This is a genomic window from Paenibacillus sp. P2(2022), assembly GCF_029522175.1.
Classification (GTDB): domain Bacteria; phylum Bacillota; class Bacilli; order Paenibacillales; family Paenibacillaceae; genus Paenibacillus; species Paenibacillus polymyxa.
This window is the reverse complement of record NZ_JAKWFI010000001.1, coordinates 1,568,083-1,591,505: the sequence shown is the minus strand read 5'-3', so window position 1 is coordinate 1,591,505 and position 23,423 is coordinate 1,568,083. Positions and strand designations below refer to the sequence as shown.

Sequence of the window (23,423 nt, the reverse complement as noted above, 5' to 3'; positions counted from 1 at the left end):
CTGCTTTTCACCATTTGAAAAAAAAGCGAATTCCAGCACTCATTCGGTAACGGTTCATCTGGACTATGTGCCTCACGAAGCACGTAAAGCCTCATTAAAATATCGGGCTATCCAATCCCTTCGGCATTGGTGGCCACAATCGGTCATCGTTATTAAGCGTTATGAGCCATAAATGAATATAAATGATTAAACCTCAGGGACCTTATCCATCTAGAAGGAACCCTGAGGTTTTTTGTCATTGAGCATGAAGGCCTTGCCTGTAGTAATACGAAGCGGTCTCAAAATCTTTTTGGTGATAATAAGCTTCAGCTATAAGGATATACAATCCACTCAATTTTTTATGAGCTTGCTTTTGTTGATACATGGTGCGAGCTAAAAAGAAGTGATCCAGAGCTTGTGCTCCAGCTTGCCAATCCGAAAATTGGTTATCTCACTGGACAAACCATTTGTCATGGATGGCGAACGCTATATGCAATAATCATATTCGTTTATGCCTGACAAACAGCTATGAGTTAGACGATAACCAGGTTGAAGAGACAATGCTTCTGGATCTTCCTCATCGGAACGATACCGATGGTAGTTATCTTGCCTTAATCAAGGTTGTAAATCGGCGCTGTCCAACAGAGGAAAGCACCCGATTTTAGAAATAACCTAACTCAACTTTCGGTGGGCCAAGCCTAGATTGTGATGTATTTAGCGGGTGGCTTTTGCTCAATAACCCTAACAGACAGTCTGCCCTTAATTTGCTCGCCTACAATCAAACTCAACCCATTCAGGGCAAATATTATACTTAAACGGTTACGGAAAAACGTCAGTATTTCACAAAGCAAATCGGTAGGTTACATCCCTTTTGGTGTGCTCTTTTAAATTAGAATGATATTGTTATATGTGATAGAGTATGGTATGATCATTCCAAATAAATCCATTATTATGAATCGAATTACATATTAGTACTTAATATTTTATATTTTATATTTTATTCAATTAATACTGAAGTTCACAGCATAAGGACAGAGATAAGTAAGTATTGACTTCTCTTGAAGAACGTTTCCAAACAATAATTTGTAAGCGGTTTCAAATTATTTCTATCCCTTACCACTCTTTACGTCAGTTCCCTTGCGGGTAGAGGTCTGAGCATATTCTTAAGCTTGATAAATTTACGGATAGCTCAGCTTTAGACCATATAAAAAACGGAGGTTATGTTATGATTAGAAAATGTCTAGTTTTATTTCTTTCCTTCGCTTTATTGCTCAGCGTCTTTCCCATGCTAAATGTAGATGCTGCCAATCGACCACTGGCAAAGCTACCTGGAAATTCCAATCCTCTAATGGATCATAAATTGGGAGCTGATCCCTATTCATTGGTGTATGATGGAAGAGTGTATATTTACATGTCAAGTGATACGTACGTGTATAACAAGGATGGATCGATTAAAGAGAACGACTTCAGTGCGCTGGATCGTATCCAGGTCATATCCTCTACAGACATGGTGAACTGGACGGATCACGGAACGATACCAGTCGCAGGTGCCAACAACAAAAACAGTGGAAGAGGCATTGCCAAATGGGCCTCTAACTCTTGGGCTCCAGCAGTTGCGCATAATAAAATAAATGGCAGAGACAAGTTCTTTTTATATTTTGCCAATGGGGGAGCAGGTATTGGTGTCCTAACAGCAGACACGCCTATCGGACCTTGGACAGATCCCCTTGGCAAAGCGCTTGTGACACATAGTACACCTGGGATGGCTGGCGTGACTTGGCTTTTTGACCCGGCTGTACTGGTAGATGATGATGGCACGGGATACCTGTATAGCGGTGGGGGAATCCCTAATGAGTCGGATCCGGCTTCCATTGCAAATCCTAAAACCGCCAGAGTCATCAAATTAGGCGCAGATATGACCAGCGTTATTGGAAGCGCCACCACTATAGACGCTCCTTACCTGTTTGAAGATTCCGGTATTCATAAATACAACGGTAAATACTACTATTCGTACTGTATCAACTTTGCCGGAACACACCCTCAACAGTACCCTGCAGGTGAAATCGGTTATATGGTTAGCGACAACCCGATGGGTCCCTTCGCTTATAAAGGTCATTTCCTAAAAAATCCGTATACGTTCTTCGGCGTTGGAGGCAACAACCACCATGCTGTATTTAATTTTAAGAATGAATGGTATGTCGTATACCATGCCCAAACGGTCAGCAAGGCTCAAATTGGAGCTGGAAAAGGCTATCGCTCTCCGCATATTAATAAGCTGGTGCACAAGGAGGACGGAAGCATCTCTGAGGTGCAAGGGAATATGACAGGAATCGCTCAGCTATCCAATATGAACCCATATACCAGAGTTGAAGCGGAGACCATTGCCTGGCAAGCAGGAGTTACGACCGAACCCACACAAGCCAGTGGCGGCCCGATTAGCAATCTGAATGTGACCAACATCCATAATGGAGACTGGATCGCTGTCGGGAAGGCTGATTTTGGCTCTGCCGGAGCGAAGACATTCAAAGCTAATGTGGCCACTAATGTCGGTGGCAACATTGAAGTACGGCTTGACAGTGAAACAGGCCCTCTAGTCGGCTCCTTGAAAGTACCTTCAACTGGAGGTATGCAGACCTGGAGAGAAGTAGAGACCACGATCAATAATGCAACGGGGGTTCACAACATCTATCTGGTGTTTACTGGGTCAGGCAGCGGCAATCTGTTGAATTTGGATGCCTGGCAGTTCACTCCCAACACGGGAGGGAATACGATAACCAAGGTTGAAGCCGAGAATATGAAGATTGGCGGCACTTATGCAGGCAAGATCAGTGCACCGTTCGACGGGGTCGCTTTGTATGCCAATGCTGACTATGTATCATATTCACAGTATTTTGCCAACTCTACGCATAATATCTCAGTGCGGGGGGCTTCAAGCAATGCTGGTACGGCCAAGGTGGACTTGGTTATTGGCGGAGTAACTGTAGGTTCCTTCAATTTCACGGGCAAAACGCCGACTGTCCAAACCTTGTCCAATATTACTCACGCTACTGGAGATCAGGAGATCAAACTCGCCTTGACGAGTGATGACGGCACTTGGGATGCCTACGTGGATTTTATTGAATTTTCATTATGATCGCTCATATAAACAGTAGTTGTTTTGGAGCTTTTGCAAAATCGAGGGACCCGCCCTGTTATTCCAAGAGAACGCTATTAGCGGGTAAATGTCCAGGCAAGCTCTATTATTTGGTTTTCGGCAGATCATATTACGTTTGCTGGAAACCACATTCCACAACTTTCATTCATATTTGAAATTGTCCTTGGAGGTGTATGATGAAGAAGAAGTCTTGGTTTACGCTGATGATCACAGGTGTGATTTCTCTGTTTTTTTCGGTAAGCGCATTTGCGGGGAATGTGTTCTGGGAACCATTAAGTTATTTTAATTCAAGTACTTGGCAAAAGGCAGATGGGTACTCCAATGGGCAGATGTTCAATTGCACTTGGCGTGCCAACAATGTTAACTTTACGAATGATGGAAAGCTCAAGCTGAGTTTAACGAGTCCGGCGAACAACAAATTTGATTGTGGGGAGTACCGATCAACGAACAATTACGGATATGGCCTGTACGAGGTCAGCATGAAGCCTGCTAAAAACACGGGAATTGTCTCATCCTTTTTCACGTATACAGGACCTTCCCATGGCACGCAATGGGATGAAATAGATATCGAATTTTTAGGAAAGGACACGACAAAAGTACAGTTTAACTATTATACCAATGGAGTCGGTGGGCACGAAAAGATTATCAATCTTGGCTTTGATGCTTCAACGAGCTTCCATACCTATGCTTTCGATTGGCAGCCAGGGTATATTAAATGGTACGTTGACGGTGTTCTGAAACATACAGCAACCACGAATATTCCGAGTACGCCAGGCAAAATTATGATGAATTTATGGAATGGCACCGGAGTGGATAGCTGGTTAGGTTCATATAACGGAGCAAATCCGCTATACGCTGAATATGACTGGGTAAAATATACGAGCAATTAGTATGATTACAGCAGAAGAGGCAGCCCTTTAGGGCTGCTTTTGCTTGTCCAGGGAGATATAGGTGAATAGACCCGCTAGGGGTTTTTTAGTTAGCATAATGATGTTATGAAAAACTTCAAAAACAGAGCGATAGCGTATTAAACGCCCTTGGAACAGGTGCCAAACTGAATATCGACAATCGATGGCATCTGGCGTTGCTATCGTACCATCGTCACCAGGTTCCGAGCGGACCAAACTTCCCAGTTTAACATGACTATTAGCCGTCTGTCCTTGTAAGTGAGCCCTGTTGAAAAAAAGCATTGGAATAAATACTTGACTCTCCCCATTAGGGGAGACATTAAACTCAATTTGTAAGTTAATTGATTAAAAGGAGGAAGTCAAAATGAACTTAGATATTAGAGACATTAGAAAAGAGGATATAGAACCTATTAAATCGATTATCGCAGATACCTGGAACGCAAAGGATTTTATCGAGGATGACGGCATAATAAATGCAGCAGTTACAATGATGTTCATAAGTCCAATATTAAATAAAAGTACTTTTGGAAGAGTAGCTACATTAGATGGAGAAGTCATTGGTGTAATTTTTGGTTCAAGAGTTGGTGAAATAACATCTTATAGATTGTTACAAGAAGATTATACAAGTGAATTGCTACAACTCTTAAATCTAAATGACATCGAACGAAAAGTATTTGTTGAACTCACCTCTATGACTAATGAGGCATACAGCAAGTTAATTAGAGGAAAAGAAGATAAGTTTCAGGGGTGCTTAGAATTCTTTGCTGTTTCTGAAGAAGCTAGAGGAAAAAAGGTAGGGAAACAATTATTTAATGAGCTTATCTCTTACTTAAAAAATACAAAAACAAATAAAATTTATGTGTATACAGATACAATGAGTAACTATGGATTCTATGATCATAATGGATTTGTCCGTCTTGATGAAGAAGTAACTGTATTTAATCTACCTAACGGCAAACTCGAAAATACAAATTTTATTTATGAATACAAGCTATAAGCTAAAAGTCAGCCCACCTTATTTATAGGGTGGGCTTTAGACTAATTTGAAATTGAGAGAAGTGATTATATTGATTAAAAACATCTGTCACTAGATAAAACATATAAACCTTATTACACGTCAAACTGTTTTTCTCCAAATATTCTTTTACTAATTGAAATGTTTCAATTTCAGTATCTCCCGTGCAATTAATAGTTAAATATTCTCCTTTTGATAATTTAGATACATTAAAGGTATCTTTAAGCAATCTATAATCATCTGATGTTATTAGACGAAATACATCACTGATTTTCCAATTATCATGGTGACATGAATAAATTAATCCATACTGAAACGTTTGGACTGCCAATTCGCCTAATTTTTCATCTAACTTATCGAATGACTTAATCTCATTAAGTTCTCCATCTTGAGTAGGTAAACTTAAAAAGTATCTGTCTTTAAATGTTTGAATATTAAATCCATTGTTCATAAGTTCATCTTCAGATGAATGGATAGCTGTCTTTAATATTTCTATTTGTTTATTAAGTTGCTCTAATTTCTTGATTTCTTTATGAATTTCTTCATTTTTCTGTTCCAAGTAAAATTTAAGGTAATTAGTATCGGCTTTAGCAAATAAAGCTTTAATTTCTTTGACACTTACATTACTTTGCTTGCAAATTTTTATAATATCCAGATAGATGAATTGATTAATTGTATAATAGCGATAACCGTTTTCGGGATTAGTGTATGCAGGTATTAACAAACCAATATTATGATAATAACGTAGGGCTTTTATCGTTACATTTTTTAATCTAGAAACTTCTCCAATTGAAAAATACCTTTTATTATCCATAAATTCCTCCAATAAGTCTTATGTATGAAAGTCGTTCTCCTGATACATCAATTCCTATCTTCCTAATAAATCACAAGTTGTGTTCTTATTCAACGGGTCAAAATAGTTAAAACAGCAGCAAACATCATTCCATCGACATCGTCCGCAAACCGACCAACCTACGCAAGCCCACGATGGAAAAAAGGGAACGCCCAAGCATAGAGAACGAATAGCACACAATAAATCGCATTTAAGGGATTTGAATTTGCGTTTTATCCAAAAGCTATGTATAGAATATTAAGATATTGTATACTGTTCAGACTATACTTCCTTGCAACATGTATGGGAAAGAGGGGGGCATTTATGTATAGAGTGGCTATTTGCGATGATGAGTACAAGCAAAGAGAGCTTGTTAAAAATATGCTGATCGCTTTATCAATCAAAACAAATATAGAATTTAAAGTTGAATTATTCGACTCAGGAGAACAACTAGTATCTCATTATCAAAACCATGAGTCTCCATTCCATATCTTAATATTGGATGTTGAAATGAATGGCATGAACGGAATTCAAACCGCCCGAAAAATAAGGAGTTTAAATCACCTAGATGAACAGATTGTTTTTTTAACGAGCTACCCTGAATATATGGTGGAAAGTTTTGACGTAGTTACATTTCAATATTTAATAAAACCGATTGCTCCCTATATCTTTGAGGAAAAAATAATAAAGCTGTGTCAATATTTTCAAGCTCTCGATAAAAAATTCGTTATCATCAAGTCAGCTTATGAGGAAGTGCTTTTAAAATATGATGATATCATTAGTATTGAAGTGGCCAAAAGCTTGACCATAAAAAACAAGCTGCATTTTGTAACCTCTACACAAACCTATGATAGCAAAGGGATTCTTTCTGATTATGCATCAGCATTAAAGGAACATAATTTTTTGCAAATTCATCGTTCGATTATTATAAATTTAATTCATGTCAAAAAATTTGCTGGCGGTGATGTTCTGATGTCAAATGATGTGAAGTTGCCAATTGGACGTTCTAAATTAAAAGAAGTTAAAGATTTGTATACCAAATTTATGATTATGAAGATGCATTAATATGATGGCATATAACTACCTGTTTCTTAACCTAAGTGTCGTACTGGTGATGTGCTTTCAGGTCAATTTTTATTTCAACTCGGTTTTTGATAAGTCCAGTCGAAAGCCGAATAGAATGATGTATTTCATTATTTTCGGGTTGTTGAACTTCTTATATTTAACTGTTTATCTGACTCCTACGTTTTCCTCCATTTTGGCGTTATTTGTCATATTTAGCTTGGCTCATTCTTATAACGTGGAAATAAAGACAAAGATCATTTTTTCCATTCTTTATGCTGTGTTGATCACCATCGTTAATCTTTTATCCCTGTATATTTTATATGCTGTAGACTCCGTTAAGATTAGCAACTTTAGTCATTTGAGCGGACAGGATCACTTGATATTTTCTAAGGTTATGCTACTCAGCTGTATTATCATGTTTGCTGTCATTCAGATTATACGGCTATTCGCCAAACGCAGAACCTTCCCTTTGCAGCATCGTTACTATTTTTTATTTTTAATCGTTCCCATCATAAGTATATACCAGGTCAATGTTTTATCTGTTTATAGTGAAAAGAATATGTATTATTTTGGCTCTATTATTGGCTTTATTTCTTTAAATGTTTTTATTATATACATCTTCGATAATGTTATTGAAAAATTCCAGTTAATGCATGAAAATGCTCAACTACAACATCAGATGGACTACCAAGATGCTAACTACGAAAAAACGGTTCACAGCTTCAAAAATATAAAGAGAATCATTCATGATACACATCAACAGTTTTTGTATATTGACGAATGTATCAAGAGAAATGAATTAGCTGAGGCGAGTGAACATATTAAGATCACATTAAATAAAATTGAAGGAGCATATCAAAGGGTTAATACCGGTAATCTGGTTATAGATGCCCTTGTCACGAATAGTCTTAATATTGGACAAGCTAATGGCATAAAGGTAGATACCCAACTTAACTTATATTCACAGAAAGTAAATATTGAACGTTATGATTTATGTGTTGCTCTAGGGAATATGCTGGATAATGCCATAGAAGCATCTAAAAAGGTCAAGATTGCTGAGGACAGGTTCATTCTTATTAAAATACATTCCAATGAATCTGCGCTTTTCATTCACATTCTGAATCATATGGAGAATGAAGTGGCCCATTTGCAAAGTCTAAAATCAAACCCGGATATTCATGGTATTGGCTTAACCAATATATCTAGAATATGTGACAAATATGGTGGTAACATGACCATTGAAACGAAAAATAAAGTATTCGATAATATGGTTTTATTACCATTTTATAAGGACATTCCTTAGACATCTTGTTGTTTAGGGATTGTTTTTTACGTTTAAGGGTGTTTTTTTTTATAGAATCCTCGTTCGTTGTATGATCAGGTCAGTAATAAAGTCTGATGAAGCTATAAGAGGAGGAAATATGGAATGAAGAAAATAATAGCTGTGTTCGTTTCTGCTATGCTTTTTGTGCTGCCAATGACGAATACTTTTGCTCAAGGCACTCCTGAACCCATCAAGGAAAAGGCTCGCAGTCTGGCCTCAGAGCTGGTATCCAAATACGGTGCTAGCGGTGTGCAGTATGCCATTATGGACCATGGAAACATCGTATTATCGGATAGCGTGGGTGTAAAGAATAAAGCAACCAACGAGCCGATCACCAAAGATACGATGTTTGGTATAGGCTCTACAAGCAAAATGTATGTAGCTGCTGCAACGATGATGCTGGTGGATGCCCATAAGGTAGATATTGATCAGCCGCTCACAACATACATTAAGAACTTTACAATGGCCGATGAAAGGTACAAAAAAATTACACCGCGTATGCTGTTAAATCATTCGTCAGGCCTTTACGGTGCCCACTTAAAAAATAGTATGTTATTTAATGACAATGATACAAAAAATCATGATGAGCTATTGCTGAGATTACAATCAGAAACTTTGAAATCCAACCCCGGCGAATATTCTGTATATAGTAATGATAGTTTTCAATTGCTTGAAATATTGGTTGAACGGGTGAGTGGTCTAAGTTACACCGAATTTCTGGCAAAGCATATTAGTGCACCTTTGGGTTTGAAGTCTACGAAAACACCACTCGATCAGTTTGATAGACAACAGCTGTCCAAAACTTATTTTCCTGCGATTGAGGGGGCCTTACCGGTTGAAAATGCCAATGTCATCGGGACAGGGGGCTTATACTCCACCGCGGAAGAGGTGGTTATGTTTTCAGAAGTATTAACGGGGAACAAACCCGATATTTTATCTAAGCAATCAGCCAAGTCCATGCAAAGTCATGAATATCGAAATGGAGTATGGGTACCTGAAGAGACAAACAGCTTTAATTATGGACTTGGTTGGGATGCGGTTCAGTTGGCACCGTTTAGTGATTACGGAATAACTGCGTTGTCCAAGGGTGGGGATACTGTTTTGTATCATTCTACTTTGATCACCATACCAGAGCATCATATTTCTATGGCTGTGCTTTCATCTGGAGGTTCTTCCATCCTGGATAGTATTTTTGCCTCTAATGTTTTATTGGAGCTTCTAAAAGACAAGGGCATCATTAAAGGCATTCTACCAGGTAAAACCTTTGAGCCTCCTGTAAAAGTGGAAATGCCATCTGATTTACTTACTTATTCTGGATTATATGGCACTGTGGGTACAACCATCAATGTAGAAATTAAAAACGGAGAGCTTGAATTACCAGCTTTTCTGGATGGAATAGTCCCGGCGCAAAAATATGTGTATACAGGCAATGGAGAATTCAAAAGCAGTGATGGCAGTGTAGCCATAGGCTTTGACAAACAAAAAAATGGGAAAACGTATATTAAGGCTAACTTCTACGTAAACTTTCCGGGATTAGGTCAAATGGTTATGGTGACTTATGAATATCAAAAGCTGGATGCCAATCCTCTAAATACTACTGTTAAAAAGGCATGGGAACATAGAAACGGGAAAAATTATTATGCCCTGGATGAAAAGATATCTTCTATTTTTTATTTGGTCCCCTCATTTATAACGAAAAAAATATCCGTTGATCATGATGGATACGCAAGTGGTACTAAAATTGTGGATGAGAATAAAGCCGTTAATGCCGTTGAGATTCCTGTTATGAGTGGAAGAGATGCATTTGATCTGAATTTTACTACCAAGGATGGTTCAGAGTATTTAACCATAGATGGACAGTCCTACATCAGTGAGGATGCTATTAAACCTGTCCTGGGCGGGAAATCAGTGTACACCATACCATCGAATGGTCAAGCCACATGGTTTAAAATAGATAAAAACGTAGCCCATAAAACGATGACCGTTGATGTTCCAACAAGTGGAGGGTTCGCTGTCTATGATGAAAACGGAACGGTTCTAGATTTTTCAACTGCCAGCCATAACAATTCGGTTGTGCTGCCCAAAGGTGGCTTGATCGTTTTGGGTGGCAATGCAGGGGATAGATTTAAAATCAATTTGAATTAAGCGTGTAGCCGCTCCTGAAAAATTTAGGAGCGGCTATTATGATAGGATGAGTTCTTTATTTTGGATTGTGTGTTTTTTGTCCCTTTTGCAGTAACACTTACCCCCACGAGGAAGTTACTATATTATGTGATATACTTCATTCCAGGATTTCTGAGGGGTGTTTTTTTTGTCTACTAATGTCCTGCGACAACGACTTTTACGAAATCATATGTGAGAATCTTTTCACTACGGTAAATTCACATATTAGTCCATATAAAATGAGAAAAATATCGGGGTGTATACACTTTAATAGATACATTTATCCATAACTCTCTAGATGATATTTCAACCAAGTTTATTCACCACCTCATACATACTACATAGTGTATACAATATTCTCGAGGAGAGACAGGAACATATATTATTGAAATATGATGAACAATAATGGTTAAAATGATGTCATTGCATATACAGCGCGGAATGATGAAGACATGTTTTTTCACGTTTAACAATGTTAAAATAATAGAATGATTGGAGACTTGGCATGAAGAGAAGGCAGGTTGAATCAATGAAACCAAAACTGAACGATGTTGCACAATTAGCTGGAGTTTCACCGACTACGGTTTCTCGCGTACTTAATAATCGTGGCTATATCAGTCAAGAAACGAAGGATCAAGTTCATAAAGCGATGCAGGAGCTAAATTATTTTCCTAATGATGTAGCTCGGTCATTATTTACTAAACGGACAAATCTGATTGGATTAATCATTCCAACTACGAGCAACCCATTTTTCGGAGAGCTGACTTTCCATATAGAGAATATTTGTGCGTCATTAGGCTATAAGCTGTTGCTATGTAACAGCTTAAATCAGCTGGATAAAGAAGAGTCTTATGTAGATATGCTTATGCGAAATCAAGTTGACGGTATTATCGTCGGTACACACAACCGAGGTATCGTAAATTATGAACAGAAGAATATTGCAGTTATTGCGATCGACCGTTTCCTATCCGATTCAATCCCAGTTGTAGGATCGGATAATTATATGGGTGGAAAACTGGCATCAGAGCTGCTTATTGAAAAGGGGTGCAAGCATATCTTACACATAAATGGCCCTGTTGAATTGGAAACACCAGCAAGTTTAAGAAGAAAAGCATATGAAGATGTGATGGAGCAGTATAGTCGAGAGGCAATTACCTATGAAGTACATGATCCCTTTCACCAACAGAATCACGATGAACCGATTAAACGCTTGCTCGATGAACATCCTGAAGTAGATGGATTGTTCGCGAGTAATGACATGGTGGCAGCGTCTTTTATTGCTGAAGCAAGAAGAAGAGGAAAACGGGTTCCTGAAGATATCCGCGTAGTTGGATATGACGGAACAGAAACAACCCGCAATCTTCTCCCTGAATTGACAACCATTCAGCAACCAATACAGGAGATCGCGAGATCTTCCATAGAGTTACTTATTAAAGAAATTGAAGGTGGCTTCAGTGATGTCCCGCGAGAAACCTATCTACCCGTGAAACTCATTGAAGCTAGTACAGCTTAATACAATTCCCATAGTTTTCAGCATTGTGATATAAGATGGAGCTATCCTTATTAGAGTAATTGAAATCAAAGAGGAGAGCTCTTTTTCTTTCGAAAATATGTCAAGCGGTTGACATATGAAAGCGGTTGACATATAATCAGTCTGTAAATACGAAAGTGCTTTCATTTACATTAAATGTTCAACTAAGAGGAGCGTTCGATATGAGAAAGTCAAAGAGCATGTACTGGAAACTAAGTGCCTATTTCTTCTTTTTCTTCTTTACTTGGTCAGCAAGTTATTCATTGTTCTCCATCTGGCTAGGACAAGAAATCAGTCTAAATGGTGCTGAAACAGGTGTTATCTTTACTGTAAACGCTATCTTTGCGCTATGTATGCAACCGCTTTATGGCTATATATCTGATAAAATCGGATTGAAGAAGCATATTTTATTTCTAATCAGTTCTTTGCTCTTATTTGTTGGTCCTTTCTATATCTTTATCTATGGGCCGTTACTTCAATACAATGTATTTCTCGGCGCCATTGTAGGTGGCTTTTACTTGGGTATTGCTTTTTTGGCAGGGATCGGAGCTATTGAATCTTATGTCGAGAAAATCAGCCGAAAATATGAATTTGAATACGGGAAATCTCGTATGTGGGGCTCGCTAGGTTGGGCAGCAGCAACATTTTTCGCTGGTCAGCTCTTCAATATCAACCCTAACATTAACTTCTGGATTGCATCAGTATCTGCTGTCATTCTGTTTATCATTATGATGACAATTAAAGTTGAAATGACAGATTCCGAAATGGAGCGAGCAGAATCTGTTAACTTTAAGCAAATCGGCTATTTGTTTGCAAATAAGCATTTGTGGTTCTTCATTTTATATGTTCTTGGCGTTACCTGTATTTACAATGTGTATGACCAACAGTTCCCAAATTACTTTTCATCGACGTTCTCAACGGTTGCATTAGGCAATCAAGTTTATGGTTACTTAAATTCCCTACAAGTGTTCTTGGAAGCAGGCATGATGTTCTTAGCGCCTTTCATTGTCAACAAAATTGGAGCAAAAAAGGGTCTGATATTGGCAGGATTCTTGATGGCATTCCGGATCATGGGTTCAGGCTTAGTTATTGGACCTTATGGTATCTCAGCTATGAAATTGATTCACGCATTGGAACTGCCAATCATGCTGATTGCCGTATTTAAGTACTTGGCTGCTAATTTCGATACGCGTCTGTCTTCGATCTTGTATCTGGTGGGATTCCAGTTTATGAGTCAGGTAGGAGCTTCGATCTTCTCGCCAATCGCCGGTATGTCTTATGACATTAGAGGTTTTGCAAATACGTACGTGATTATGGGTGTATTCGTATTTGTCTTTACAACAATCTCAATCTTTACCTTAAAGAAAGAACCGAAAAATCTGGATCCCAAGCCTAACAAGCATATTGAAACAGCATAGGAGGAAGACAAATGAACACATATAATAACAATACAAAGCAAGCTGAGGAAGCATTGAAACAGGCAGAAGCAAAAATGAACAAGCGGTACCGGTTAGGTTATCATATTATGGCACCAGCAAACTGGATTAACGACCCCAATGGATTAATCCAATTTAAAGGTGAATATCACGCCTTCTATCAGCATCATCCTTATGATGAGAACTGGGGTCCAATGCATTGGGGTCACGTGAAGAGTAAAGACCTTGTACACTGGGAGCATTGTCCGATTGCATTAGCGCCTGGAGATGCATGTGACCTTGATGGCTGCTTCTCAGGAAGCGCAGTAGATAATAACGGCGAATTGACATTAATCTATACTGGCCATCACTATATTGATCAACCAAACAATATCTTTTTCCAAAATCAAAATGTGGCAGTAAGTACAGATGGCATTCATTTTACAAAACTAGGGCAGAATCCCGTAATCGCTGAACCTCCAACAGATAGCTCACAGCATTTCCGTGATCCGAAGGTATGGAAGCATGAGGATACATGGTACATGATCCTAGGTAACAGCACGAAAGAAGATCTGCCGCGTGTTATTCTATATACATCTCCTGATCTTAGAACTTGGACCTATCATGGTGTGCTTCTGCAGGGAGATAAGAATATGGGCTTCATGTGGGAGTGCCCTGATTTTTTTGAACTGAACGGTAAGCATATATTTATGTTCTCCCCGCAAGGTATTGATGCGCAAGGAGATAAGTACAATAATTTGTTCCAGACGGGATATTATGTTGGCGAATATAATTATGATAGTAATGAATATAAACATGGAGAGTTCATCGAGTTGGATAATGGTCATGACTTCTATGCGGTTCAAACTTTTCTAGATGATCAAGGTCGCCGCATTGCGATTGGTTGGATGGATATGTGGGAATCGGATATGCCGACGAAAGCAGACGGCTGGTCCGGAGCATTGACGATCCCACGTGTAATTACGCTGGGTGCCAATAATAAATTGCTGATGAACCCAGTAGAGGAAATGAAGTTGCTTCGTCAAAGCGAACATGTTTTGTACCAATATTGCGCTATTTCTGGCAGTTACTTGACGGAAGTTGAAGCGGATCTGCTTGAAGTGAAGGTCGTGTTCGACCTGACGAAGTCAAGTGCAGATCTGGTAGGCTTGAAGCTTCGCGGAACAGGTGAGGAGGAAACGGTTATCACTTATTCTATCCCGGGTCAGAAACTTATGCTTGATTGTTCTAAATCAGGCAAAAAGACGGATGGAGTACGTCAAACAGCCTTAAGTGCAGAGGGGCAGCTGACGTTACATGTATATCTGGATCGCTCATCCATTGAAATATTTGCTAATGAAGGGCAAGCTACGATGACAAGTCGCATTTATTCGAGTGAAAAACTGCTAGGCATAGAACTCGTAACGGAGGGCGGAGAGGCTCTAGTAAATGAGTTGACATACTGGAAATTAAAAGATATTTGGCAAGCTGAATAATTCGAAGAAAAGGTTGCTTTCTGAGTCCTTGTATTGACTTAGAAAGCAACCTTTTCTTATTGATAGTTAATCTGACTGCTATCGAAAAGAAAATTGAATACGAGCGAGTCCGGCAATAGCGACTTTCCCCGGAAATGCCCATCTACATGACAGCCAATTTTAAACCGAGCCTGGTTTCTGCGTATCCCCAATTATGCCCTTTTGCGAAAAAGTCTGCAAGAGAACGTTTCCATTATTCGGCGTTGGATTCGCTGAAAAGACCACCCCTGCCGGTTAAGCATTTCCCGCAACCCGTAGGAGCATCAAAGGTTAGGATACTCAAAGTTTTGTACTGCTGTCTCGAATTTCTAACTGATGAGATATGGACCAGTGGACAGCCGCCAATTCTTCTCCTCTAATAAGCTTAATGAGATTGCGGGCGGCGACCATGCCAAGTTCGGATGCTGAATATCGGACAGTTGACAATTTAGGCCGGATTATTGTAGCCATGTCAATGTCGTCAAATCCGAAGAAAGAGACCTGTTCAGGTATTTTCACCCCATTTTCGGCCAGAAAGTTCATAGCGCCTATGGCAACTCGGTCCGTTGCGCAGAACACCGCACTAGGCAGTGGGCCTGAATGATAAAGTTTTCTCATAGAGGTTATGCCATCTTCAACTGAAAAGCCGCTTTCCAACACACGTTCGGGGCGTACTGGCAGGTGAGCGGCCTTCAATGCCTGTTCATAGCCCAAAAAACGCTGATTGCTCACTGAAATATCCCCCGCTGGTCCCTGCAGCATCGCGATATCCTGATGACCCTGCTGTATTAGATAAGTTACCGCTTCAAAAGCAGCCGTTATGTTGTCAACATGCACGGAAGGAATAGTTTGGTCTCGGAAATCCCGTCCGACAAGGATGCAGGGAATTCCCGCCGCTTCAATGAGCGCGAATAGAGCATCCCGGATTCCGCTTACCGATATAATAATTCCGCTCGCCTGCATTTCACGGAACATATTGTAATAGTGTAATTCAGAGTCCGCGTCTCCCCCTGACAAGGCGATTATGACATCGAAGCCGTATAGATGCGCTACTTGATTGATGCCTTCAACCATGTCATCAAAAACGTTGTTTTTAATCGCGGGCAGAAGTACCCCAATCAAAGATGTATTATTCTTTACCAATGTCCGTGCTATGGCATTAGGACGGAATTGAGTGGCTTCAAGAACATCCAGAACTCGTTTGCGTATTTCACTGTTGACCGTCTGGCTATTATTGATCACTCTGGAAACTGTAGAAATGGAGACGTTGGCCATTCGAGCCACATCTTTTATAGTCATTTTCATTGTACACACCGACTTTCAAGCAAGTATTTATTTAGAAAATAGGTTCTCAAAGTGGATTGAATTTATTATATCAGTTTATTGAATTGTTTATTGAGTTTAACAAAGATTCTAGAGCAAAGAAAGCGCTTGACCTTGGTTTATAAGGAGAGTATAATCAACTCCGGAAAACGTTTTCTAGTATTTTTTGGACGAACATAGTTGTTTTTACCAATAATCGGCTGGATTCAGGGTATTTCAGCTTGTTTTTTTGATAATTAAGAAAACGTTTTCTTGATAACCTTGAATTGTAGAGAATAACAAGGGAAAAGGAGCATGAGCATGAGAAGTTCAAGCGATATTGTTGTAAGGGGAAATGAGGCTTCAGTGCAAACCGGTTCAATTATTACGCTGAAAGAAAAAATTGGTTATGGATTCGGTGATTTTGCCAGCCAGTTGCTGTTTGCCGCCGCAATGACTTTTCTGTCCTACTTTTACACAGATGTAATCGGGATCAGCGCTGGGGTCATTGGTACTTTAATGCTAGTTGCACGCGTACTGGATGCGTTTATTGATGTCGCGATTGGGGCTTTGATCGATAAAACGAAGAGCAGACACGGGAAGGCACGTCCTTGGTTACTGTGGATGTCCGGGCCATTTGCATTGTCTGGAATTCTCTTGTTCACGGTTCCAAGTGGAAATATGACGATCACTATTCTATACATTTACGTTACCTATCTACTGATGAACTTTATTTATTCCAGCATTAATGTCCCTTATGGTGTGCTTAATTCCATGATAACGCAGGATTCTTACCAGCGTTCTCTGCTTAATATTTTTCGTATGAGTCTGGCGAATATTGGTGCCTTGCTAATTAATTATTTCACCCTCCCGTTAGTGAAGTCATTCGGCGGCGGTCAAAAAGGATGGATTTTCACCTTTATTATATTTGGCTTGCTCGGAACCTTCTTATTTCTTGTTACCTTCTTCAGTACCAAAGAAAGGGTTACTCCATCTGTTGTACAAAAGCCAATTCCGTTTGGACGCGCTTTTGGAGCGCTGATGCGTAATAAGTATTGGAAATTGATCCTTGGGTTTGCTGTGGTCTATTTTATAAATAACGCACTGGGCACAGGTATGAATATTTACTACGCACGTTATGTGTTAAAAGACGCCAATCTGATTGGAGTGCTCGGCATATCCTTACTGCTTCCTTCCCTGCTTGGTTATATGCTATTGCCCCCCATCGTCAAGCGGATCGGTAAACGAAATTCCTCCATTATCGGAAGTATCCTCCTTATTGTCGGGTCGCTTGTCATTGCCGTCAGTCCCACAAGTCTTATGGCGGTCTGTCTGGGACTCGTTATTAAAGCGCTTGGACATGCCGCTATTCTCGGAACCTTCTTTGCCATGTTGGCAGATACCATTGAGTATGGCGAATGGAAGACAGGGATGCGCACCGAAGGACTGGTGTACAGTGCGGGTAGTTTCGGCACAAAAGCGGGAGGCGGTTTGGGAGCGGCACTTATCGGTTGGGGACTGGCATTGGGAGGATATGCTGGTGGACAAGCTACAATCAGTGCTACTGCGCTAGCGTCTATTCATTTCATGTTTATCTACGTTCCAATTATCTTGGCTCTCCTGCAAATTTTATTGCTGGCATTTTACAATCTAGATAAATTATTTCCGGGTATTGTCAAAGAGCTTGAATTCTTAAAAAACGCTGAATAGCTACTGGGTAAATAAGGTAGCCCATGAATGAACTCACCCTATTGTTGAAGTGACTAGCAGTAGGGCAGTTCAAGAGGGGCTACTTTTTTCATTGAAGTAATGGGCAGTATTATTCAGTGAGAGACAAATTAAAACGGCTATTCCCCGATCGGGCATATAATTTATATTTACTAACTATAAGTTCAAATCTCTTCTAATCCATTTCATAAGGATTTTATCTTCATATAGGCAAGGTGGGCACCGGCGATCCTTAGGTCTTTGAGTCAATGTCCATTCTAAGCAGATTGACACGACCACACCACACAATGCGTTGTACTTTTAAGTATATGATTAATTAAGGAGATGCTTAATTGGTTGCCATACACTCAGCCTCGCAGAAACATCCTGTAAAGGCTGTCACAGGGAGCCGCTATAGTCGGGGAGGTCGCCGAGCACCTCGAGATAAGACCACCTGCGATCTCCAAACCCCTCAAAGTCTGGAGCGAGGAACGTACAGTAAAAGCTCAATGTGGGACTCTCCCCTTTGAAATATGTTGGATATATTGATGCATCGATAGATGCAATCAAGAAGATAGAATTGTTCGATTATTGAATATTTGGATAGCGACTAACCAATATGGAATAGACGTAACCAGTATAATTGAACGTTTTTAAAACAGACATTGCTCAATCAGGGTATTATAGTGATCATTTTAAATATTTGATGTATTTACTGGTAAGTTATCACACACTAAATAATGAGACTTTGCAGCTACATTAAGCTAGGGAAGAGTTATGTAATGCAACTATTTGGAAGAAGGATATAGTGATACACGGCGACCAAGTAAGGAGAAGACATCAAGGTTAAAGGAACTTAATCCTTTCGGAGCAGTAAGGACCTACTATATTGTAATCGATAGTTCCTTTAGGTAGAGTCATAACTAAATAGGTGGGTGGGGAAACAATGAAGAAAATAATTATTTGTTCTCGATTTTAACTTTAGCTATGGTAGGTATTGTAGGTACAGGTGCAGCTTCAGAAAATAAAACTAATGGAAACAAGATAATTTCTCAAAAATCGGGGGAAGTGCAACAGTAAGAGAAGCATTTAGTGCCCCTAAAGGCTGGGGTCATGTTAAACTTTGTATGAAGAACCATTCTGATCATCCAGTAAAGGTAAGTTTAACTCATGGCGGTTAAAACAAACTATATATTAAAAATTAGTAATCGCTCCCCACGACATAGTGACTTGGAAATCTACTGACCAAGGTTTTAGCGACGATTTGCGATCTGGAGACTACATACCTCAATGGAGAGGCAGCAGTGATTATAAAGTTGACGGGGAAACATGGGGAGTAGCTGGCTCAAAGTCTGAAAATGAATAGATGCTAATAAGTGCTTCTGAATCACTGTAAACCCGGATAAAAAGGGGATATGCAAAAAAACAAAACAAGGGCCGAAAAGAATTAGATCGGAATCTCCCGTGAATTTATAGAGCTCTCAGTAACAAGATTCTATACCAAGCTTCTCGGGACTTAATAATCAAGCCGATTAAATTAAACCGAGACAGTTACTTTAATTCTCGGATGATGTCGATAGTTCAAAACTCAAAATCTTCAAAGTTATAAGTCGAGGCAACTTTGTATAACATAATAAAGACACAAAAATGGATTTAACGATTGATATTGTTGGACAAACTTAGCAACTCGCTCAACACCATAACCCAAAATATCATGATATACGAGAACTTGGGGCATCTACATTTACCCCAGCACCGATACCAATCACCGGGATCGAAAGGACCTATATGTTCGATAACTACTGCTTTGGTATGATGAATCATATCTTCGAGTGTCACTGGGATAGTTGAATCGTAACCAAGAACCACCATTCCAAGCGAATCCCCAACCAAGATGACGTCAACACCGGCTTGTTCTGCTTTGCAGACGGATAGTCATAAGCTGTTAACATGACGATCTTTTCATTGTTTTGCTTCATTTTCATAAAATCTGTCGTTTGTTCTTCAAATTAACTCCTCCAAGGACGCTCCCGAGCCTTCGCTTGGGCTACGTCCACCTCGTTATATTCAATTTCCAATTAATAATTTAAGAACATACGCGAGTAGCATGTAGTTCTTTAAAAAGATACATAAATTAATCTAAGCACTAAGAAAATACTTTATTTTTTGCTGACATCAAGAAGGCCTTTGCTTTCGAGGCTTTAAGAAAGGTTCGCGTTTTATTACCTTTTACAGAGAGACTTCAGAAAGGAAGTACCCGGACTCGTCCTTCTAACGGACATCACCTATTTACCCTATGGCAGCTCTGTCACTTGGCTTATCATGTTTCTGACCAGTTTCCACTTGATTTAGCTACATGCGGGCTAGGCAATAAAAAAGTCAAAAAAAGTGCTTCAAAGATTATTGAAACGTTTCCAATTTCGTGCTATTATGATTTTCATAAGAGAGAGGGGGGGCTAAATGCCAAGTATTAAAGATGTAGCTAACCTGGCTGGCGTAGCTGTGGGAACTGTTTCCCGTGTTATTAACAACTCGGGCTCTGTAAAACCAAATACACGCCAAAAAGTGGAAAAAGCTATACAAGAATTGAATTATATCCCTAATGAAGTCGCTCGAAATTTTAAGATGAGGAAATCCAAGATGGTAGCCTTGCTGCTTCCAAGTATCTGGAATCCTTTTTTTTCTGAACTGGCTTATTACATTGAGGATGAGTTGGATCGGGAAGGCTTTAAGCTCATGCTATGTAATAGCGGTGGTAAGCCCGAAAAGGAACTGTATTATCTAGATATGCTACGGCAAAATAAAGTGGCTGGTATTATCGGCATTACTTACAATGATATTGAGAATAGCGTAAGCAATGACATTCCGATTGTAAGTATTGACAGACACTTTAGCAAAAAAATTACCTGTGTGACCTCGGATAATTATAAGGGAGGGCGTATGGCTTTAAGGGAACTTATTAAAGCGGGAGCCCAGAGACCGGCTTTTATAGGAAGTGTAACTTCCGTATTTAGTGAAACCATGAATCGAAGAAAAGGTTTCATTGATGAGGCGAAAAAATTAGGTGTCGACTATGTGATATACGAGAAACCAGACCCTATTGTGAACGACGATGCCTATTTTAGCGAATTTCTACATAAGTATCAGGATGTGGACGGCATTTTCGCTATTACCGATATGCTAGCCGCCAAATATATAGAAAGAGTAGGCAAGCAGGGTATTCGCGTTCCAGAGGATGTAAAGGTCATCGGTTACGACGGCATTCAGAATCATCCTTATTTTCATCCGATATTGTCCACAATCAGGCAGCCAGTGGAGGAAATGGCACGTATGACAATCAGACTGCTGTATCAAAAGATGGATGGTATAACTTTAGATCAGCAAGTGTATCGTCTCCCCGTTATCTTCAGGCAAGGCGAAACTACATGATCTTAATTGTAAAGATATTAGCTCATTCAGTTGGATCTCAGTTTGGATCTGCAAACTCGGCATTTTTTTTATAATAAATTGGAAACGTTTCATTTGGAGATCAAAGGAATAAGTCTGGATCAACAGATGCTTCGTCTTCCCGTTTTTTTAAAGTAAATTGGAAACGTTTCAAAAATGAAAATATCCGATGTCAAGAAAGGGAGTGTAATGGTGAATACAAGAATTAGCGAGTTAGATCATTCTACGATCAAGCCAAATCGCAAAATATGGAACCAGATCAAACGTGATTATGAACTGTATTTGTTTTTGCTGCCAATCATTATTATTTATCTCGTATTTAAATACTATCCGATGTATGGAATACAAATTGCTTTTAAGGATTTTTCACCAAGTCGGGGAATCTGGGGAAGCGAGTGGGTAGGCTTTAAGCACTTTATTGATTTTTTCGATTCCTATAACTTCTGGACGATCATGACTAATACGCTTACACTCAGTGCTCTATCGCTTGTATTTAGCTTCCCAGCTCCGATTATTATAGCGATTATGCTCAATCAGATGCTGGCCAAGAGATACAAGAAAATTGTACAGACTGTAATTTATGCACCGCACTTTATTTCTACCGTAGTGCTCGTTGGTATGCTTAATGTTTTTCTGTCTCCAAACAGCGGAATTGTGAATCACATCATCACTTGGTTTGGAGGGGACCCCATTATGTTTTTGGCCGACGAAGGGTGGTTCCGTCCTTTGTATATATTATCAGGGGTTTGGCAAGAGACAGGTTTTGCTACCATCATTTACCTTGCAGCTCTGGCAGGGGTCAATCCGGAATTGCATGAAGCGGCGATCATGGATGGAGCAAGCAAATGGAAGCGCGTAATGCATGTGGATATTCCAAGCATTTTGCCGACGATCGTCATCTTATTGATTCTCGCACTCGGCAACATTATGGGCATCGGTTTTGAAAAGGCTTTCCTTATGCAGAACGATTTGAATTATGCCACCTCCAATATTATTCCGACCTATGTTTATGAAATTGGGATTCAAAAAGCACAATACAGCTTTTCTACAGCAGTTGGCCTGTTTAATTCAGTTGTAAATATTATCCTGATAGTCACCGTCAACCGGATCGCAAAAAAATTGACGGAAACCAGCCTGTGGTAAGGGGGAGATCAATTTGAATCAATTATTAAAGAGAAAAAGTAAGGGAGACTTATGGTTTGACATCATCAACTACGTCATGCTGACCATAGTTATGTTGCTTGTATTATTCCCGCTGTATTTTGTATTGATTGCTTCACTCAGTGACCCCAATCTCATCTACTCAGGTGAAGTATGGTTCTTTCCAAAGGGTTTTACGCTGGATGGATACGGGCGAATATTCAGCGATTCATCTATATGGATTGGATATGCCAATTCGATCTTATATGCGAGTCTAGGAACATTAATCGGAGTTGCCGTGACCGTATGTGCAGCTTACCCGTTAGCTCGTAAAGGAATGGCAGGAAAGTCGGTGATAATGTGGTTTTTACTGATCTCCATGTTTTTTAGTGGGGGGTTGATCCCGACCTATTTGCTGATTAAAGATCTTCACATGCTGAATACGATCTGGGCACTGGTTATTCCTGGAGCAGGAGGTGTGTTCAATGTCATTATCGTAAGGACTTTTTTTCAGTCGACCATCCCTGATGAAATGTGGGAGGCCGCTTCCATTGATGGTTGTTCCAATACCAGATTTTTTTGGAGCATCGTATTACCTTTGTCTAAGTCCGTTATAGCCGTAATGGTACTGTATCATGTTGTCGGGTTCTGGAATGGTTTCTTTGACGCTTTGATTTACTTGAACGATGAAAGCAAGTATCCATTACAACTGGTCCTTCGCAACATTCTTGTCCAGAATCAGGCCAACTCGAGCATGATGATCGACGTGGAATCCTACGCAGCGAAGATGCGCGTTACAGAGCTTATCAAATATGGTGTCATCATGGTATCCAGCCTACCGTTGTTGATTTTGTATCCTTTCCTGCAAAAATACTTTGTTAAAGGCGTGATGATCGGCTCGATCAAAGGCTAACATTGTCAGGGTGC

General features: G+C 39.7%; 15 protein-coding genes and 1 pseudogene. 13 read left to right on the top strand and 3 right to left on the bottom strand.

Features of this window, described 5'->3' with window-relative positions:
• Nucleotides 1–1,204 precede the first annotated feature (1,204 nt).
• The 3 genes from MMB75_RS07025 (at nucleotide 1,205) to MMB75_RS07015 (ending at nucleotide 5,038) form a co-directional block, all read left to right on the top strand.
• Entirely contained in the window at nucleotides 1,205–3,112 is a 1,908-nt protein-coding gene (locus MMB75_RS07025; protein WP_016820937.1) for a carbohydrate-binding protein, read from the top strand.
• 197 nt (nucleotides 3,113–3,309) lie between these two features.
• Complete coding sequence (gene bglS, locus MMB75_RS07020) at nucleotides 3,310–4,023, top strand: beta-glucanase (protein WP_017426919.1); 714 nt, start codon at nucleotides 3,310–3,312, stop codon at nucleotides 4,021–4,023.
• A gap of 382 nt (nucleotides 4,024–4,405) precedes the next feature.
• Nucleotides 4,406–5,038 (top strand): GNAT family N-acetyltransferase, encoded by a 633-nt coding sequence (locus tag MMB75_RS07015; protein WP_016820923.1) that lies wholly within the window; start codon nucleotides 4,406–4,408, stop codon nucleotides 5,036–5,038.
• 22 nt (nucleotides 5,039–5,060) lie between these two features.
• Here the strand turns inward: MMB75_RS07015 and MMB75_RS07010 are convergent, their stop codons facing one another.
• Nucleotides 5,061–5,870, bottom strand: a complete 810-nt coding sequence (locus tag MMB75_RS07010; protein WP_016820922.1) for a MerR family transcriptional regulator — start codon at nucleotides 5,868–5,870, stop codon at nucleotides 5,061–5,063.
• Nucleotides 5,871–6,212: 342 nt separating this feature from the next.
• On the opposite strand from MMB75_RS07010, the gene MMB75_RS07005 reads away from it, so the two are divergent.
• The 6 genes from MMB75_RS07005 to MMB75_RS06980 all read left to right on the top strand — a co-directional run bounded on the left by MMB75_RS07005 (nucleotide 6,213) and on the right by MMB75_RS06980 (nucleotide 14,882).
• Nucleotides 6,213–6,953, top strand: coding sequence for a LytR/AlgR family response regulator transcription factor (locus tag MMB75_RS07005; protein ID WP_031463562.1), 741 nt, complete (start codon nucleotides 6,213–6,215; stop codon nucleotides 6,951–6,953).
• A gap of 1 nt (nucleotide 6,954) precedes the next feature.
• Nucleotides 6,955–8,256 carry an ATP-binding protein gene (locus tag MMB75_RS07000; RefSeq protein ID WP_045245374.1) on the top strand — a complete coding sequence of 434 codons (1,302 nt, stop codon included), beginning with the start codon at nucleotides 6,955–6,957 and terminating at the stop codon, nucleotides 8,254–8,256.
• A 123-nt stretch (nucleotides 8,257–8,379) separates the two neighbouring features.
• The gene (locus MMB75_RS06995; RefSeq protein ID WP_045245375.1) at nucleotides 8,380–10,422 is read left to right on the top strand and encodes a serine hydrolase domain-containing protein; all 2,043 of its coding nucleotides are present in this window, start codon (nucleotides 8,380–8,382) and stop codon (nucleotides 10,420–10,422) included.
• A 547-nt stretch (nucleotides 10,423–10,969) separates the two neighbouring features.
• Nucleotides 10,970–11,953, top strand: coding sequence for a LacI family DNA-binding transcriptional regulator (locus MMB75_RS06990; RefSeq protein WP_029515032.1), 984 nt, complete (start codon nucleotides 10,970–10,972; stop codon nucleotides 11,951–11,953).
• Between the two features lie 200 nt (nucleotides 11,954–12,153).
• Nucleotides 12,154–13,389, top strand: coding sequence for an MFS transporter (locus MMB75_RS06985; protein WP_044785903.1), 1,236 nt, complete (start codon nucleotides 12,154–12,156; stop codon nucleotides 13,387–13,389).
• 11 nt (nucleotides 13,390–13,400) lie between these two features.
• Nucleotides 13,401–14,882, top strand: a complete 1,482-nt coding sequence (locus tag MMB75_RS06980) for a glycoside hydrolase family 32 protein (RefSeq protein ID WP_045245376.1) — start codon at nucleotides 13,401–13,403, stop codon at nucleotides 14,880–14,882.
• A gap of 318 nt (nucleotides 14,883–15,200) precedes the next feature.
• Here MMB75_RS06980 and MMB75_RS06975 read toward each other — a convergent pair whose 3' ends face one another.
• A complete protein-coding gene (locus MMB75_RS06975; protein WP_080942721.1) occupies nucleotides 15,201–16,205 on the bottom strand; it encodes a LacI family DNA-binding transcriptional regulator in 1,005 nt (334 codons plus the stop codon).
• Between the two features lie 318 nt (nucleotides 16,206–16,523).
• On the opposite strand from MMB75_RS06975, the gene MMB75_RS06970 reads away from it, so the two are divergent.
• Nucleotides 16,524–17,912: an MFS transporter gene (locus MMB75_RS06970; protein WP_045245378.1), complete on the top strand. Its 1,389-nt coding sequence runs from the start codon at nucleotides 16,524–16,526 to the stop codon at nucleotides 17,910–17,912.
• 1,797 nt (nucleotides 17,913–19,709) lie between these two features.
• Here MMB75_RS06970 and MMB75_RS26205 read toward each other — a convergent pair.
• Nucleotides 19,710–19,894, bottom strand: a pseudogene (locus MMB75_RS26205) (3-methyl-2-oxobutanoate hydroxymethyltransferase); the annotation flags it as partial.
• Between the two features lie 475 nt (nucleotides 19,895–20,369).
• On the opposite strand from MMB75_RS26205, the gene MMB75_RS06960 reads away from it, so the two are divergent.
• The 3 genes from MMB75_RS06960 (at nucleotide 20,370) to MMB75_RS06950 (ending at nucleotide 23,409) form a co-directional block, all read left to right on the top strand.
• The gene (locus MMB75_RS06960) at nucleotides 20,370–21,338 is read left to right on the top strand and encodes a LacI family DNA-binding transcriptional regulator (RefSeq protein WP_025364902.1); all 969 of its coding nucleotides are present in this window, start codon (nucleotides 20,370–20,372) and stop codon (nucleotides 21,336–21,338) included.
• 207 nt (nucleotides 21,339–21,545) lie between these two features.
• Nucleotides 21,546–22,499, top strand: coding sequence for an ABC transporter permease (locus MMB75_RS06955; protein ID WP_026065421.1), 954 nt, complete (start codon nucleotides 21,546–21,548; stop codon nucleotides 22,497–22,499).
• A gap of 13 nt (nucleotides 22,500–22,512) precedes the next feature.
• Nucleotides 22,513–23,409: a carbohydrate ABC transporter permease gene (locus MMB75_RS06950; RefSeq protein WP_016820910.1), complete on the top strand. Its 897-nt coding sequence runs from the start codon at nucleotides 22,513–22,515 to the stop codon at nucleotides 23,407–23,409.
• The last annotated feature ends 14 nt before the right edge of the window (nucleotides 23,410–23,423 follow it).